Raw genomic sequence first — 14,497 nt, 5'->3', positions numbered from 1 at the left:
TAGGGGCAGGTTTCAAACCTGCCCTTTGTGTAAGATTATAAATCAAAAATTTCCGAACCTATAAAACATCCACCGTCTTTTCCAGCGCCATCCCATGCGATCCTTTGATCAGGATATGATATCCTTTTAAGGGATTGGCTTTTAATGCTTCGATCAACTCTTCCGTTGTCGCGAACGTGGCAAACTCTTTACCCGCTTTCCGGAAATGTTCCCCGCAAAGGAATACCTTATCGAATTTACCGGCTTTGATTTCTGCAACGGCTTCCGCATGCAATTCGTCGCTTGCCGGGCCCAGTTCGCGCATATCACCTAAGATAACGGCTTTTGGGGAAACAGGCATAGATGTGAAGTTTTCGATAGCCACCTTCATGCTGCTCGGATTGGCATTATAGGCATCGATAAGCAAGATGTTATTTTCCGTTTTCTTTAATTGCGAACGGTTGTTGGTCGGCTCATAAGCAGCGATGGCACGGCTGATACGTTCGGCCGGGATCTTGAAATAACGGCCTACTGCTACAGCTGTCAATACATTATCGAGGTTATAACCGCCTATCAGGTGCGTCTCTACCGTATGGATCTTACCCTGTTGCTTCCAGTCGAACGTAAGGTAAGGATTGCAACTGATGATATGGCCGGAAGCAAATGAGCTATCCTCACTGCCGTAAGTGATCTGCTCGATGCCTCTGGCTATCGCCTGCAGCTCTTTATTTTCTTTCTTGATGAATATCTTTCCTTTGGAACGGCGGATGTAGTCGTACAGCTCGCCTTTGGTCTTCACTACACCTTCAAATGAACCGAACCCTTCCAGATGCGCACGGCCTACATTGGTAATGATCCCGTAGTTGGGCAGGACGATCTCCACCAGTTCCTTGATATCGCCCGGATGGCTGGCACCCATTTCGATCACCGCCATTTCATGGTCGTGTGTCAGACGGAGCAGGGTAAGCGGAACGCCGATATGATTATTCAGGTTACCTTCCGTATAGAGCAGATTGAATTTAGTGGACAATACGGCGGCCAGCAACTCCTTAGTCGTAGTCTTGCCGTTGGTTCCGGTAATCCCGATAATAGGAATACCCAGCATTTTACGATGCCGGTGAGCCAGTTGTTGCAAAGCTGTCAACACATCATCGACCAAAATGGTACGTTCTCCGATGATATAATCAGGGTTATCGATTACTGCATAGGAACAGCCGGTAGCCAAAGCTTTTTCTGCATATTGGTTCCCGTCGAATCTTTCACCTTTCAGGGCGAAGAAGATGGAGCCGCGCGGACAATTACGACTATCTGTTGTTATTTTCGGATTGTGTATAAACAATTCGTACAGTTCTGATATATTCATAGCTTTCTTTTCGTTTGCTTATTATTGGTGAACAAAAGTAGCAATTAAATGAAGAATGAGGAATGAAGAATGAATATTTAAGTGAGAATCGTGTATCTTTGCCGGAAATAAGGATTAGAATGTTAGATAAAACGCTCAATATTAGGGGAACACTCCTGTCGCTTGCAACTCCCGTTGTGATGGGAATCCTGAATGTCACTCCCGATTCTTTTTATGCCGACAGCCGTAAGCAGAACGAAGCCGCTATCGACGAACGGATACAGGCCATTCTTTCGGAAGGCGGACAAATTATCGATATCGGCGGATATTCTTCCCGTCCCGATGCCGCAGAAGTTTCTCCCGAAGAAGAAATGGAACGGTTGGCTTTTGCCCTGAAAATATTGAATACCCATTATCCGGAGGCTGTGGTCTCGGTCGATACGTTTCGTGCCGGCGTGGCTCGCCGGTGTGTGGAGGAATATGGTGTTGCCATGATTAATGATATCTCGGGAGGTGAACTGGATGCCGCAATGTTCAGTACGGTAGCCGATCTGAACGTACCTTATATAATGATGCACATGCGGGGTACTCCGCAAACCATGCAACAGCATACCGGCTATACGGATATGATGGAGGAAATCATGCTCTATTTTGCTGCGAAAGTCCGCGAATTACGTCTACTCGGTGTGAATGATATCATTCTCGATCCGGGTTTCGGCTTCAGTAAGACGGTCGACCAGAATTATCTGCTGATGAACCGCCTGCAGGAGTTCGGCGTGTTTGATCTTCCCCTTCTGGTAGGCATATCCCGCAAAAGTATGATCTACCGTTTTCTGGGTGGAACACCGGCCGATAGCCTGAACGGCACTACGGTACTGAACACACTGTCACTGATGAACGGAGCCGATATCCTTCGTGTGCATGATGTGAAAGCCGCTGTCGAAGCAGTCAAGCTGGTTACCAAAACCGTCAATTGTCAATTGTCAACTATCAACTCATAATATTATGTGGATGCATTTCGGAATAAAAGACCTGATCGATGTACTGCTGGTAGCCTTTTTCCTCTACCAGACCTACAAGCTGATGAAGAGTTCAGGTACACTGGCCATCTTTAGTGGGGTAGTTTCATTTATTATTGTATGGATCCTTGTTTCGCAGGTGTTGGAAATGCGTTTGATGGGAGCCATACTCGATAAGTTTATCAGTGTCGGTTTCGTGGTGTTGGTCATTCTGTTTCAGGATGAGATACGCCGTTTTCTGATGGCGCTCGGTTCACACCGGGGATGGAAGTTCCTGGGAAAGCTTTTTTCTAAAAAGGATGCGAACAACGAGCGGGAAGGAAAATATGTCGCCCCCGTGGTGCTGGCCTGTATGAATATGGCCCGTAAAAAGACCGGAGCCCTGATTGTGATCCAGCAGGATGTCGATCTCTCGATATACGAGCATACGGGCGAAATGTTCACTGCCGATGTCAACGCCCGCCTGATCGAAAATATATTCTTTAAGAACAGCCCTCTGCATGACGGGGCGATGATCATTGCCGATGGCCGGATCAAAGCCGCAGGCTGTATCCTTCCGGTAGCGCAGAATGCCAATTTGCCGAAAGATCTCGGACTACGCCACCGTTCCGCGCTCGGAATGTCTCTCGAAACCGATGCATTGATTATTATTGTATCGGAAGAACGGGGTAAAATATCTGTTGCTCACAACGGTAAGCTCGATATCAACATTTCAGCCGAAGATCTGCAACAAATCCTCTCCGGCGAGCGAGAAGTAGTGAATTACTGTTAAATGTTCTGAAAGTGACAGCTCCGGTTGCAAATAGTTTGTGCTTTTTGCAAACTCTATGTTGCATTTTGTCTACTTTTGTACCCGCAAACAGTAGCAATTACTAAATACTATAAAAAATATCTTCCGCTATGGACTTAATGCAAGAGATTATTGCACGCGCTAAAGCTGACAAGCAGCGTATCGTTCTTCCTGAAGGAACAGAAGAAAGAACATTGAAAGCCGCCGACCGTTTACTGGCCGATGGAGTTGCTGACATCATCCTGATTGGAAATCCCGCAGAGATTTCTTCTTTGGCAGCAAACTACGGTCTGAATCACATCGGACAGGCTACTATTGTTGACCCTAAAAATCACGAAAAGAAAGCTGCTTATGCAGACCTGCTTTTCCAATTACGTCAGAAAAAAGGTATGACTCCGGAGAAGGCAGCTGTCCTTGTTGAAGATCCTTTGTATCTGGCTTGCCTGATGATCAAGGCCGGTGATGCTGACGGTGAAATTGCCGGTGCACAGAACACGACAGGAAATGTGCTTCGTCCCGCTTTGCAGATCGTGAAGACAGCTCCGGGTATGAGCTGTGTATCGGGTGCATTCCTTATGTTTACCAAGAAGCCGGAATACGGAAAAGAAGGCCTTCTTGTTTTTGCTGACTGTGCTGTAATGCCTAATCCTACTGCTCCCGAACTGGCTAGTATCGCCGTGGCGACTGCTGCGACAGCCCGCGACATCGTAGGTGTTGAACCTCGTGTTGCTATGTTGAGCTTCTCTACAAAAGGCAGTGCCTCTCACGAAATGGTAGACAAAGTAGTGGAAGCTACCCGTCTGGCAAAAGAAATGGCTCCTGAACTGAAGATCGACGGTGAATTGCAGTCTGATGCTGCTCTGGTAGGATCTGTTGCTTCTTTGAAAGCACCGGGTAGCGAAGTGGCCGGTCAGGCAAACGTATTGGTATTCCCGACACTGGAAGTAGGTAATATCGCTTATAAGCTGGTTCAGCGTCTGGGTGATGCAGAAGCAGTAGGCCCGATCCTTCAGGGTATGGCTGCTCCGGTGAACGACCTTTCACGCGGTTGCTCTGTAGACGATATCTATAAGATGGTGGCTATCGCCAGCAACCAGTCTATCGGCTTAAAGGCGGCTAAAAAGTAAAAAAGACACAACAAGTAAGATATGAAGATATTAGTTTTAAATTGCGGAAGTTCGTCTGTTAAGTACAAGTTGTTCAATATGGACACACACGAAGTACTTGCACAGGGTGGCGTTGAGAAACTGGGTTTGCCGGGTTCTTTCCTCAAATTCACCCAGCCGGATGGTAAGAAAGTAATTCTGGATAAGGAATTACCCGAACACAATGCGGCTATCGAGTTTATCCTGAGCGTGCTGACAGATGACAAATACGGCTGTATCAAGTCGTATAACGAAATTGATGCTGTAGGCCATCGTGTGGTACATGGTGGAGAAGCATTCAGCGGAAGTGTGGAAATTACTCCGGAAGTGATCGGTAAGATGGTTGAGTGCATCGACCTGGCACCGCTTCATAACCCGCCAAACCTGAAAGGTATCCGTGCCATGAGCGCATTGATCCCGGGCATCCGTCAGGTAGGTGTGTTCGATACTGCTTTCCACCAGACCATGCCGGACTATGCTTATATGTACGGTCTGCCTTATTCACTGTATAAGAAATACGGTATCCGTCGTTACGGTTTCCACGGAACCAGCCACCGTTATGTATCAAAACGTGCCTGCGATATCCTGGGTGTTCCGTACGAAGAACAAAAGATCATTACAGCTCACGTAGGTAACGGAGGTTCTATTGCCGCTGTGAAGAACGGTAAGAGCGTAGATACTTCTATGGGTCTGACTCCGGTTGAAGGTCTGCTGATGGGAACCCGTTGCGGTGATGTAGATGCAGGTGCACTTACATTCATCATGGATAAGGAAAAACTGGATGCCAAAGGTTTGTCTGACCTGATCAACAAACAGAGCGGTGTACAGGGAGTTTCCGGTATCTCTTCCGATATGCGTGAGATTGAAGCGGCTGTTGCTGATGGCGATAAGCGTGCTATTCTGGCTCTGAATATCTACAACTATCGTATCAAGAAATACATCGGTGCTTATGCTGCAGCCATGGGCGGTTGCGATATCCTGGTATGGACAGGCGGTGTAGGTGAGAACCAGTGGGCTACCCGTCGTGTCGTATGTGAAAACATGGAATATATGGGTATGAAGATCGACGTTCAGAAGAACGAAGGTATGCGCGGCGAAGAAATGGTGATCAGTACTCCGGACAGTAAGGTGACAATCATTGTTGTTCCTACCGACGAAGAATATATGATCGCTTCCGATACAATGGATATATTAGGTAAATAAATATTGGTAATTAAAAAACTAGTCCTCACAGCTTACAAAACACAGGATTAGTGTTTAGACTGCCCCGACACCGGTTGGGGCAGTTTTTTTATGTGTTATTCCGCTTCGAACTGTTCAAGGAGCAGGTTCTCCCCATCCCATACGATATAAGAAAAGAGCGTCATCCAGTCGCCGGCGATCAGCAGGCGGGAAGTACGCGAAAGCATCAGGTCGAGCATGATATGGCGATGCCCGAAGATGAAGAAGTTGATATCGGGATGTGTCTTAAGATATTCTTTGGCGAAAACGACCAGGTATTCGGCCGCTTCCCCTTTATATTTCTGTGCATCCTCTTTCTCCAGACCGCTTTTGCGGCTGTTGAGCGACCATCCGAGGGCAAAACCGAACGTCCAGCGGGGATGGATACCTGCATACAACCACTGGCAGAACTTATTACGGAAAACGGCACGGATAAACCGGAAAGCCTTGCTGCGGTAGTCCACCTCGTCACCATGTCCGAGGAAGAAACGCTTACCCAACAGGTCGGTCGTTAATACATCCCGGTGAATGATTGCGCCTATCTCGTTGGGAAGGTAATCGAACATCCAGATATCATGGTTACCGATAAATATATGGATCTCGACACCGCTGTCGGCCAGTTCGGCCAGCTTCCCGAGGAAACGGGTAAACCCTTTGGGCACTACATATTTGTATTCGTACCAATAGTCGAATATATCCCCCAGGAAATAGACCGCCAGCGCATCCTCTTTGATGCTGTCGAGCCAGCGCACCAGCTTCTTCTCGACGGCCAGCGGGTCTTTATGAAAGCGGGCGCCCAGATGGGCGTCCGATGCAAAGTATATTTTCTTTCGGGAGGGATTCATAAGAAACCTAGTTCCAGTTTAGCCTCTTCCGACATCATTTCCTTATCCCATTCCGGTTCAAACACGAGGTTGACTTCCACATTATTCACACCGTCTACCGACTCCACTTTCATACGGACATCTTCCAGGATGAAATCGGCTGCCGGACAGTTGGGGGCAGTCAGAGTCATATCTATACGGACATTCTTATCGTTGTCTACATCTACTTTATATATCAGGCCAAGGTCAAATACGTTAACCGGTATTTCCGGGTCGTACACTGTCTTGAGCATGGCGACAATCGCTTCTTCTGTTTGGAGGAATTCGTTGTTCATCTTTCTTTAATTTGAATGCAAATATACATTAATATCTTCTATATACTAAACCGTAGAAAAGAGAAAATGTTTTACAAGCCCAGCCGTCCTTCGTCTGCATAGCTGAAGTAAGTACCGTCGGAGACGATCAGATGATCCGACAGCTTTATCTCCAGCAAGTCCGCCGCTTTGTCCAGCCGCTTGGTGAGGGCATCGTCCTGCGAGCTGGGGCGCACATTCCCCGACGGATGGTTATGGCAAAGGATGATCCCCGAAGCCAGCGCATTGATAGCCGTTTTAAGGATGATACGGAGGTCGGCGGACGTTTCCCCTGTTCCGCCCTGGCTGATCTTTGCTTTGCCGATCACTTTGCCGGCCCGGTTGGTCAGGGCTACCCACAATTCTTCGTACGGTAAATCGCAGAGTAGGGGATGAAAGAGGTTGTAAGCATCGCGGCTGCTCCGGATACTGTTGCGTAGGATAGGATCAGCTAGATTACGCCGTTTACCCAGTTCCAGGGCTGCACAAATGGTGATGGCCTTGGCTTCGCCAATCCCTTTGAAACCGGAAACTAAATCCTGTATAGACAGTTTGCCTAATGCATTCAGATTGTTCTCTACACTGTTGAGGATACGTTGCGACAACTGGACAGCCGTCTCGTTACTGTTGCCTGAACCGATGAGGATGGCCAGGAGTTCGGCATCACTGAGGGAAGTAACGCCTTTAAGCAGCATTTTTTCACGCGGGCGGTCTTCTTCTGCCCATTCTTTTATTTTCATAGCGATGTGTTTTGGTTGTAAGGGCGGTTCGCGAACCGCCCTTACTGTGTTTGGTGTTGTATCTTATGAACGAACACGTCCGCAATAGGAACCGTCCGCCGTATTTACTTCGATAATTTCGCCTTCGTTGATGAATAACGGAACACGAACTTCGGCACCTGTTTCAACTGTAGCAGGTTTCAATGTGTTAGTAGCAGTATCGCCCTTTACACCCGGTTCAGTGTAAGTAACCTTTAATTGAACTTTAGCAGGCAGGTCGGCGAAAAGAACTGTATCTGTAGAAGCATCGGAAACAACGTCAACGATTTCTTCTTCTTTCATATAGTCTACACCATTGATCAGGTTTTTGTCGATGATCACATCTTCGTAAGTTTCCTGATTCATGAAGTGATAGTGTTCGCCTTCTCTATATGTATATTGATGAGGACGACGTTCTACACGTACATCTTCCAGTTTTTCATCGATATTGAAACGGCGATCAAGGATACCACCTTTTACTACATCTTTCAGTTTGGTACGCATGAAGGTGTTTCCTTTTCCCGGTTTTACGTGAAGGAATTCAACGCAGAAATATAATTTCCCGTCCAGGCGGATACACGTTCCGTTTTTAATGTCTTGTGAATTAATCATACGATCTATTTTTTATTTATAATGATTTTGTACTGTCATCGGTAATTTTCGGGTACAAAAGTAGTGTTTTCCTCTTAAAGTACCAACACGTAGTCTCCTTTTTCTTCAGAAAAGAGTTGCAAATCAGTCTGATATGATCTGCGTAAACGGATACTACTTAAAACAGGGAAATAATAAAGCTGATAACGGGGACTAAAATAGCCGTCATGATACCCATCAGTCCGATTGCCAATCCGCTCAATGCGCCTTCAATCGCTCCGATCTGTATAGCTACCGAAGTACCTACGCCGTGGGACGATGCCCCCAGTGCCAGCCCTTTGGCAATCCGGCTCTCGATACCTAATACTTTCATCACGAACGGGCCGACGATACTCCCGAATATACCTACCGCCACAACGATAACAGCCGTTAGCGAAGGGATCCCCCCGGCTTTTTCGGCAATTCCCATTGCGATAGGGGTCGTTACAGATTTCGGTTGCAGGGTAGCTATCAATGCCTGGTCGGCTCCCATCAGGTCGCCGATCACGATCACGCTTACAATCCCGACGATGGCGCCTACAAAGACAGAGGTAAGGATAGAGATCACATTCCCTTTCAGGTATTGCATCTGCTCGTATAACACAAACCCCAGTGCGACAACCGATGGCCCCAGCATGAAATGGATCAGGTGGCTTCCCCGTTGGAAAGACTCGTATTCGATCCCCATCGTTTCGAGTACGACAATGATAACGAGGATAGATGTCAGCAGCGGGTGCAGCAGGCTGATACGTGTTTTCTTATACAAAGCCAATGCCGCCAGATAAGTACCGATAACCAATGTGAGTGAAAATACTTCCGATTGTGCCAGGTTATTCATTGTTTCGGCCCTCATTGCCTAATTTTTGCTGGATAAGTGCGACACTAGCAATAACTAAAATAGTACTTACAACGGATGCGGTAAGGATGACAGCCCAATATTGTGAGATGACCCCCAGCGACGTCATAAGCCCGACACCTGCGGGAAGGAAGAACAACCCCATGTTTTCAGTCAGGATCGTGGATAGTTTTTTTACATTGGCGGGCTTCACCAGCTTAAACACCAATGCCAGAAATAACAATATCATACCGATCACGCTTCCCGGAATGAAACCGTCGATAAAGGAGCTGATAAACTCTCCGGTAAAATAGAAGAACAGAATGTAAAATGCTTGTTTTAGCATATCTCTTTACTGTTTAAATAGACACTGCAAAGATAACAGCTTTGAATCAAATATGTTCTATAACATATCGATTTAACATAAATACTTGTTGGAGAAGAATGCCAAATAACAACCTTTAACGCAGGTGTGTTATAACTTGATGGCTCATTTATAGAAAGAACTGAAACAAAAATCAGCAAAGTAGTTCGGTATTCCGGATTACTTTGCTGACTGTATAATATAGATATATGAAATTACAAGCTATCTATTTCTTCTACCAACAGACCGGTACATTGAGCGATCGTTTCAACATTAATTCCCTGCTTTTTCATATTTACAGCAATTAAACGTTGCCCTTCGGCGAGTCCTTCTGCTAATCCTTCTCGTTTGCCGCTGTTGTAGAGGGTCTTTTCAACGCTGATGCCATCCCAGAAATGTTCGTAACCTGCCAGCTCTGCATCAGTGAAAGCTGACTCTTCAAGCACTGTCAGGGCTTTCTTTATCTCGGGCACTTCCAGCAACTCTTCCGGCACGACACGGGTCTTTTCATTGATCTCTGTCAGGAAACGCAGCCAGAGGATGTGCATGCGTTTCTCAGCATACGTATGAGGGGTGAATTTGGGTAACTCCACAAAGATTAGTTGCAGGCCGTCGATGATACGCTCAGTATGCTCCACATGCACCATCGCATAATGGTGGTAATACCCCTTCAACGCCGGTTCGAACACCTCGTTTACCAGGTTGAGTGAATAGACCGGCTGCAATAACTCGTAACCATCACCTATATTTAACTGACGCACATAAGCCTTGGAAGCATTGAATAAAACGCGTTCGCGAAACTCCGGCGACCAGAGCATCTGCATTTCGACCAGAAACTGACGCCCTTTTACATCACGGCAACGGACATCTACAATACTGTATTTACGCAATGGGTTATCGGGTACGATCTCGGAAGGAAGGTATTCGATTTCACTGATTTCTTCACCTGTCTTTAGCGGCAGCAAGGCATTGAGTAAACTGATGACCAGGTCGGGGTGTTCACCGAAAATTCTCTTGAACGTGAGGTCGGCACGCGGATTTAAATACTTCATAGTTATATGTTTTTATTATGTACAGGCAAATATACGGTTTATTGGCTGATAAACAAGATTATTGACAGTTCTTTATAGGAAAAATTGAGTCTTTATAGAAAATGATGAACTATTTCAAGTGTCTTGTTGTAGCGACTGATGGTAACCGGTCGCTATTATTAAAGACTCACATTTGTCAAATTCTGAACAAAATTAATTCCGCAACAAGTTTATTATTATATTTGTGTAGTGTAAATGTTATAGTCTAATTATGAAAAGACGTATCATACAAATCGGAAACAGTGCAGGCGTTATATTACCTGCTAGTATTCTAAAGTGCCTTAAGCCTATCTCACGTAGGAATTGGGAAGCTGCCGCATCACAGATGCATGCAGCAGGAGATGATAACTTAATTATGCCTGATGTATTGGAGGACGAGAAGATGGAAGAAGTGTACTGGTCTTTCCGAAAAAGAAGTCAATAACCTGTAAGATCCTTTCTTAAAATAATGGTGGGGCTGTCGTTTCAAACGATAGCCCTTTTTTGTGGGTGAAAATGCTCCGTTTATCCCCCTAAAAACAGCCTAAATCCCCTCTATTAACAATTCCCGGCGAAAACTTGAAAAAACAGGTGTTGATACACAGACTATTATGAAACGCGCGCGGGTACATATCTATATAAATAGGGGTGATTAAAAATAGTATATTATCTGTTGAATAATAAAGGATAGATGCCTAAAAAACACTGACTAATTAAATCGTTCCTTTTTTCTAGTCATGCAAAGGTATTGCTTAATTTTAAATCTACAATCCTTTTCTGAATTATTTTTTCCAATCTATATGCTTTCTTATCAACGGGATAGCAAAGTTAGTATAAAATTAGCCTTTTTCCAAACGAAGAGAAATGGGTCGCTAAAAAATGACTAGAAAAAAGGAACGATTAAGCTAGTCATTGACTATTGAGAAGCGTTTCCGGTCTAAGGATAAAAGGCTTTTTAAGTAACACTATTATTAATATTAAATTAAAGATTATGAACAAGAGATTTTCTACTCTTATGGCTACCGCCTTGGTAGTTGGTGGACTTTCTTCTACGGTAATGGCTCAGAGCACTAATGCATTTCATTTTGAGGATGTAAAGGCGGCGACTGTGTCTGTAGAGAAAGCTGCAGAAGGTAACTATTATCATTTAGGTACTTCTGGTAATTATTTGTCATTCAGAACCGATGATAAAAAAGTTTATTTGGAGACACGCTCTATTGCATCGTTGTCTACTGATCCTAGCGTGTATGTTACTTCTACGGACTCTGCTTTGTGGGAACCTACTATCGTAATTACCAACAATGTAAAATCTTTCAAGTTTACAAACAAGTTGACCGGAGCTGTTTTGGCTGTTAAATATAACAAGGACAATGCAGCTGCAGAACTTGTGGCAGAAACAACTGAAGGCGCTATTTCTTCTTTTACATTTGAAGGTGCAGATGGTTCTAAAAACTTGGTTTGCTACGATGCAGACAAGGTAAAGTATGTGCTGAATATTTCTTCTTCAGCCGGGACTAAAGCTGAATTTGTAAAATGGGAATCAGGTAAAACTTACGGTAGTGCAAATCTGTTCACACCGGCACAGAAAATCATGACTGCTGAAGAACTGAATGCGATCGGCAACGGTTCTTTCAAGTTGAATATTCTGGATCAGGTAACAGACGGCAGTGCCGATTATATCAATGCGGCAACTTTGACTGCTTATCCGGCTTTGATCGATGGAGCGTCGGCTGTTGATAAAGGAGTTTATTTGCGTGTAAACGGAGCTAAAAAGGCTTATACTTCAGCAGATAAGAAACAGGTTGATAAGAATGGTAAGGAACTTCAGAATAAGAATGTATTCCTTGTTGTAGATACAGTATTCAATACCGGTACAGCTTTCAATGATTCTATTGGTGGCCGTGGTCTGAAAATTAGTGCAGACTCTGTTACTTGTAAATGGACTTCATCTACTGCAGACATAACAAGCAGTAAAGTTTGGGATTTTGAGGAAACTGCAACAAGTATTCTGGAGACTAGTGGTGCTACTGCTGGTTCTATTAATATGGCAGACAAAGTAGCTGCCGGTCGTGCCGCTGCTAACTATCGTTTCTATATTTATAAGAATGTAAGTAAAACCGGTGGTGATGTTTTAACTGTTAAGGTAGACTCGATCCCAACTATTGGAAAGTTGAAAGAGGGAAAAGCTTATTCCGGATTAGAAAAATTCCCTGTAGATAAAGACTCGATCGGTTACTTTGCTATTGCCAGAACCGGTACAGGTAACCCCGGTTTGTTTACTATCGTAGATTCAACAAGTCTGGCTAAGGCTGTAGCCGATACATACGCAAATGTATCTTTTGCACAGGGTAAACTAGCTACATTGGAAGACGGTATCTATTCTATCCAGAAAAAAGGCGGCAAGTTTGCCGAAGCTATTTTGGTTGATATGAATGTTGCAGGTACAAAAGTTAAATGTGACTATACTGCTAGTGTTGCAAGCCCATTGGTTCCTGCTACTCAATTTACGATTAAAGGCAGAAGCGGATATTATAAAATCGCTAACCGTGAAAATGGATTGAATCCGTTTGCTGATGTTGCGAAGAGTTATATCTATGCAACAGATAAGGATGGTGAATATAAGGTGTCCGGATCAGACGATGTTTATCTGATCAAAAAGATGGATGTTAAGGCGGATGATGAGACAGTCGGTTATTTGAGTTTTACTGACGATCAGGTTGCAAACTATGCTGTTAAACTGAAGTTCAACACTACATTCGGAGGTGATAATCTGTATGTTGTAGGTGGCTCCAAGTTGTCGATTGCTGACGCTGATGCTCAGGATGCTGTTGAATTCAATGTAAGAAAAGCTGTTACCGGTGTGTCAGGTTCTGATAAAAAGTATGATGCTAAAGCATACGGTAACCAGGAATTGAAACGTAATGCATATTATCTGACTCTTGCCGGCAACGAAAATGCTGTTTTCGCTTATGATAGAACAGCAAAAACGTTTGGTATGAGAGAACTGGTAGACTTTGACAAGACAACAAACAAACCGGATGCATATAAAGATAAACCTGAATTCTGGAAATCGAATAAAGACTCTATTGCAGTAGCTATATTGTTCAGAGCAACAGCTACCGAGAAACAGTATCAGTTAATTCCTGCAGATACGACATTGGTCGGCAGCAACTTTAGTTATTACAAAGTGGACAGTACTTATATGGGCCAGATCAATGTTGCCGGTTCAGGTTCTGCTATTATTGTTACAGATTTTACTTCTGCTCCAATGGGTTATTTCACTGTTGAATTGCCTGATGATGCTGCATTCGTAAATGTATCTAACAAACCTGCAAATAAGAGAATAGCTTCTGCTGCCAACCCGACATTAGCAATCTCTATGGACAGCCAGTTGCGTGGAGTATTGAAAGCAGAAACAGAGTTGAAAGCGACAGATGCATTCACTAAAGAAAACTTCTCTATGTATCTGGATACTGCTTCTATGAAGAATGAAGAAAAACCGGAGTTCTATATTGCAACAGCTCAGACTGGCAAACTTACTGAAGAAGAAATCGCTAACGACGAATTGTTCTACATGTCAAGTAAAGATGGTTCTACTGTTAACTTTATCAAAGCTAAACAATATGGTGTAGATTTGGATTCACTGGTGGTTTATGGAGCTGCAAAGAATGATACTTTGAAATTGGCTGACAACTATTCAAGATTTGCATTTGCTGTAACATCTACTAAAGGTGAATATAAGATTCAGCATACAAAATCTGGTAAATATCTAGCTCAGGAAAATGGAGTGCTGACTTTGGCTGGAATTTCTCCATATTCAGGATTGTCATTTACTCTTGAAGCAGCTGAATCTCCTGTTGGTAACGAAGGTGTCTCAACATCTGAAGTCTCAGTAGTTGCAGGCAATGGTAAGATTATTATCAAGGGTGCTCAGGGTAAGAAAGTTGCTGTCAGCAACGTACTTGGACAAGCAATTGCTAACACAGTTCTTTCTTCCGACGATGCTACGATCTCTACTCCTGCAGGTGTAGTTGTAGTAGCAGTTGAAGGAGAAGCCGCTGTAAAAGCAATCGTAAAATAATAAATTATTATAATCAATAAATTTAAATTTGACTGCGCGGTGATATCGGACAAGAATCAACTAATTACCCCGTGAGGGCGAACAAG

General features: G+C 44.3%; 13 protein-coding genes. 5 read left to right on the top strand and 8 right to left on the bottom strand.

The annotated features are described in order from the left end of the window. Positions 1 to 58: 58 nt before the first annotated feature. Positions 59 to 1,342 carry a UDP-N-acetylmuramoyl-tripeptide--D-alanyl-D-alanine ligase gene (gene murF, locus HMPREF1212_RS19190; protein WP_046150715.1) on the bottom strand — a complete coding sequence of 428 codons (1,284 nt, stop codon included), beginning with the start codon at positions 1,340 to 1,342 and terminating at the stop codon, positions 59 to 61. A gap of 119 nt (positions 1,343 to 1,461) precedes the next feature. Between murF and folP the strand changes: the two genes are divergently transcribed. The 4 genes from folP (at position 1,462) to HMPREF1212_RS19170 (ending at position 5,478) form a co-directional block, all read left to right on the top strand. Then, the gene (gene folP, locus HMPREF1212_RS19185; protein WP_046150714.1) at positions 1,462 to 2,322 is read left to right on the top strand and encodes a dihydropteroate synthase; all 861 of its coding nucleotides are present in this window, start codon (positions 1,462 to 1,464) and stop codon (positions 2,320 to 2,322) included. 4 nt (positions 2,323 to 2,326) lie between these two features. Further along, positions 2,327 to 3,112: a diadenylate cyclase CdaA gene (gene cdaA / locus HMPREF1212_RS19180; RefSeq protein WP_028726352.1), complete on the top strand. Its 786-nt coding sequence runs from the start codon at positions 2,327 to 2,329 to the stop codon at positions 3,110 to 3,112. 128 nt (positions 3,113 to 3,240) lie between these two features. Continuing rightward, positions 3,241 to 4,257, top strand: coding sequence for a phosphate acetyltransferase (gene pta / locus HMPREF1212_RS19175; protein ID WP_046150713.1), 1,017 nt, complete (start codon positions 3,241 to 3,243; stop codon positions 4,255 to 4,257). A 21-nt stretch (positions 4,258 to 4,278) separates the two neighbouring features. After that, positions 4,279 to 5,478, top strand: coding sequence for an acetate/propionate family kinase (locus HMPREF1212_RS19170; RefSeq protein WP_046150712.1), 1,200 nt, complete (start codon positions 4,279 to 4,281; stop codon positions 5,476 to 5,478). A 95-nt stretch (positions 5,479 to 5,573) separates the two neighbouring features. Here the strand turns inward: HMPREF1212_RS19170 and HMPREF1212_RS19165 are convergent, their stop codons facing one another. From HMPREF1212_RS19165 to HMPREF1212_RS19135, 7 genes are all read right to left on the bottom strand, one after another. Beyond that, on the bottom strand, positions 5,574 to 6,341 hold the full coding sequence (locus tag HMPREF1212_RS19165) for a UDP-2,3-diacylglucosamine diphosphatase (protein ID WP_046150711.1): 768 nt from the start codon (positions 6,339 to 6,341) through the stop codon (positions 5,574 to 5,576). After that, positions 6,338 to 6,655 (bottom strand): SUF system Fe-S cluster assembly protein, encoded by a 318-nt coding sequence (locus HMPREF1212_RS19160; protein ID WP_028726348.1) that lies wholly within the window; start codon positions 6,653 to 6,655, stop codon positions 6,338 to 6,340. Before HMPREF1212_RS19160 ends, HMPREF1212_RS19165 begins: the two co-directional genes overlap by 4 nt. 71 nt (positions 6,656 to 6,726) lie before the next feature. Beyond that, positions 6,727 to 7,413 (bottom strand): RadC family protein, encoded by a 687-nt coding sequence (radC, locus tag HMPREF1212_RS19155; RefSeq protein WP_046150710.1) that lies wholly within the window; start codon positions 7,411 to 7,413, stop codon positions 6,727 to 6,729. A gap of 63 nt (positions 7,414 to 7,476) precedes the next feature. Then, positions 7,477 to 8,043 (bottom strand): elongation factor P, encoded by a 567-nt coding sequence (efp, locus tag HMPREF1212_RS19150; RefSeq protein ID WP_028726346.1) that lies wholly within the window; start codon positions 8,041 to 8,043, stop codon positions 7,477 to 7,479. Between the two features lie 157 nt (positions 8,044 to 8,200). Beyond that, positions 8,201 to 8,899, bottom strand: coding sequence for an LrgB family protein (locus HMPREF1212_RS19145; RefSeq protein ID WP_046150709.1), 699 nt, complete (start codon positions 8,897 to 8,899; stop codon positions 8,201 to 8,203). Next, positions 8,892 to 9,242, bottom strand: coding sequence for a CidA/LrgA family protein (locus HMPREF1212_RS19140; RefSeq protein WP_028726344.1), 351 nt, complete (start codon positions 9,240 to 9,242; stop codon positions 8,892 to 8,894). Before HMPREF1212_RS19140 ends, HMPREF1212_RS19145 begins: the two co-directional genes overlap by 8 nt. A 233-nt stretch (positions 9,243 to 9,475) precedes the next feature. Further along, on the bottom strand, positions 9,476 to 10,312 hold the full coding sequence (locus HMPREF1212_RS19135; RefSeq protein ID WP_046150708.1) for an Rpn family recombination-promoting nuclease/putative transposase: 837 nt from the start codon (positions 10,310 to 10,312) through the stop codon (positions 9,476 to 9,478). Positions 10,313 to 11,321: 1,009 nt separating this feature from the next. Here HMPREF1212_RS19135 and HMPREF1212_RS27515 point away from each other — a divergent pair. Beyond that, positions 11,322 to 14,411: a DUF6383 domain-containing protein gene (locus HMPREF1212_RS27515; protein WP_157317069.1), complete on the top strand. Its 3,090-nt coding sequence runs from the start codon at positions 11,322 to 11,324 to the stop codon at positions 14,409 to 14,411. Positions 14,412 to 14,497 lie beyond the last annotated feature (86 nt).

The sequence above is a fragment of the Parabacteroides sp. HGS0025 genome (assembly GCF_000969845.1).
Lineage (GTDB): Bacteria > Bacteroidota > Bacteroidia > Bacteroidales > Tannerellaceae > Parabacteroides > Parabacteroides gordonii.
Note: the sequence above shows the minus strand (reverse complement) of the source record. Positions and strands in the feature narration are given on the sequence as shown.